The sequence below is a fragment of the Mycobacterium sp. genome, assembly GCF_032162605.1.
Classification (GTDB): Bacteria; Actinomycetota; Actinomycetes; order Mycobacteriales; family Mycobacteriaceae; genus Mycobacterium.
Map to the genome: position 1 here is coordinate 1 of NZ_JAVROT010000279.1, position 2773 is coordinate 2773.

A 2773-nucleotide genomic window follows, 5' to 3' on the forward strand; every position below is an offset into this window, starting at 1 on the left:
GTCCACGCCGGGTGCGCCCACGGGGGTAGTGACGTTCCTGTTCACCGACATCGAGGGTTCGACGCGTCGGTGGGAGGCCGATGCCGCTGCCATGCGGGCGGCTCTGGCGGAGCACGACGACGTGCTGCGCGCGGCCATCGAGGCGCACGGTGGATGGACGTTCAATCACACCGGCGACGGGATGCTCGCCGCCTTCGCCTCGCCACGGACACCTGTGGACGCGGCAGTCGCCGCTCAGCGCGCTCTCGAGCTACCCGTCCGCATGGGCATCTCGACCGGCGAGGCGGAACTGCGAGGCGAGGACTACTTCGGCCCGGTGCTCAATCGGGCGGCAAGGGTGATGGCCGCGGGACACGGCGGTCAGGTGCTGCTGGCCGACACGACTGCGGGCCTGCTGTCAGGAGTCGACCTCGTCTCGCTCGGGCCGCGAAGGTTGCGCGACCTCTCGACGATCGTCGAGGTTTTTCAGGTCCGAGCCGATGGCCTTGGCACGGAGTTCCCACCGCTGCGATCGGTGGATGCGTCGCCGGGGAACCTGCGGCCCTCCGCGACCAGCCTCGTCGGAAGGGCGTCGGACGTCGCACGGGTCGTTGCCTCATTGCGTGCGCACCGGCTGGTCACGCTGACCGGTGTCGGCGGGGTCGGCAAGACCCGGCTCGCGACCGAGGTCGCTAACCAGCTCGCCGACGAATTCCCAGAGGGCGTCTGGCTTTTCGAACTCGCAGCAGTGAGCGATCCGGCCACGGTTCCGGACGCGGTGGCTGCGGTGCTTGCCATCACCCAACAACTCGGCATGAATCTGACTCAGAGCGTGGCCGCGGCCCTCGAGGGCCGCGTCCGACTGCTGATCTTCGACAACTGCGAACACGTGCTCGACGCGGCCGCGGATCTGATCGAGGCCATTCTCGCGCACTCGGCGACTGTCAGAATCCTCGCCACCAGCCGCGAGCCGCTCGGGGTCGCCGACGAACAAGTCGGATCGGTCCCCTCACTGGACGTCGACGCGGGAACCGACTGCGCTGCAGTGCAATTGTTCGCTGAACGCGCCAGGAGCCTGGCGCAGAACTTCTCGATGGACACCGATGCCGAAGCCGAGGCCGTAGTCGAGATCTGCCGCAGGCTCGACGGGATACCGCTGGCCATCGAACTGGCGGCCTCGCGCATGGCGTCGATGACGACGGCCGAGCTGCGGGATCGCCTCGACCAACGCTTCCGACTGCTGGTCGGGTCGCGGCGCGGCCTGGAGCGCCATCAGACGCTACGACAAGCCGTGGCGTGGTCCTATGACCTGCTCGACGATGCGGAAAGGGCACTGCTGGAACGGTGTTCGGTTTTCGCAGGCGGATTCGAACTCGATGGCGCTCGCGCGGTGTCGGGACCTGACCATTACGCCGACGAGTTCGTCATCCTCGATCTGCTCGACGCCCTGGTACGCAAGTCGCTCATCGTGGCCGATCGGTCAACGGGCAGAACACGATTCTCGATGCTGGAAACCATCCGCCAGTTCGCCGAGGAGCAACTCGTAACAGGCGGCCAAGCAGACGCCATTCGGACTGCGCATAGTCGCTACTTCGCAGAGCGGGAAGCCGACACCATGGCGCTGTGGGACGGCCCCCGCCAGCGCGAGGCCTACGACTGGTTCACCGTCGAGTTGCCGAACCTGCGCAGCGCTTTCCGGTGGGCCGCCGACCGCGGTGAGCTGGACGACGCCACCGCCATCTCGACGTACGCCGCGCTCCTGGGCTACTGCGTAGAGAATTACGAACCGATCGCTTGGGCCGGAGAACTCATCGAGGCGGCCGAAGCAGTCAACCATCCCCGGCTCACGCATCTGTATGCGATGGCATCGCAATGCTGGATCGTCGGACGGATCCAGGCGGCGGTGCGCTATGGTGACGCGGGCCGGCGGGTCATCGAGCAGGGCGGGAAGGTCCCGTTCGGCCTCGAGGGCATGTTGTCCAGTGTGTATACCCCTGCCGGACAACTCGAACGGACCGTCCAGTGGTGCCGCGCCCAGATCGACAGCGGTCGTGATACCCACACGTTCACCAGGTCGCAGCTAGTGATGGTACTGACGATCGTGGGATCGGCAGAGCAGGCAATGGCGGATGCCGACGGGCTCGTCGCGGCTGCCGAAGCCTCCCAAAACCCAAATGCGTTGGCGCTCGCGCTTCTCGCCTACGGATTCGCATACGGCGATGCCGATCCGGTGGTCTCGTTGGACGCCATGCGCCGCGGACTGGCCCTCGCGCGCGTCAGCGGCAATCGCTACAGCGAAACTCATCTCGCGACGACGCTGACACGCTTCGAGGCCGAATACGGGGATCCACTGGCGGTATTCGATTACGTGCGGGTGGCGATCCGAAATCTTCACGATTCGGGCAACACCGCCACGATCCGCAGCCCGCTGGCAATTCTCGCCGCCTTTCTGGACCGGCTCGGTCACCACGAACCCGCGGCCACCATCACCGGCTTCGCCGTCGGCCCGATGGCCACGGCAGGCTTCCCCGGGCTAAACGCTGCGGTCGACCACCTCCGCGAAGTGCTCGGCGCGACGTACGAATCACTTGCCAAAAACGGCGAGACCATGACCACAACCGCGATGGTGAATTACGCCTACGAGCAAATCGACCAGGCCAGAACAGAATTGGAGCACAAGTGAGCACTCTCGCCGAGCAGACCCGATGGATGGATGCTATAGACCAGGCGGCCCTGGTCGCCTCGGGCCAGGTGTCGCCGAGCGAGCTGCTCGAGGCGGCGATCGAGCGCATCG

1 protein-coding gene is annotated in these 2773 nt (G+C 66.2%); it reads left to right on the top strand.

All coding sequences use genetic code 11. The annotated features are described in order from the left end of the window. Positions 1–2662 (top strand): ATP-binding protein (locus tag QOI01_RS16510; RefSeq protein ID WP_526382724.1); only part of this gene is annotated, 2662 nt, incomplete at its 5' end. Between the last annotated feature and the right edge of the window lie 111 nt (positions 2663–2773).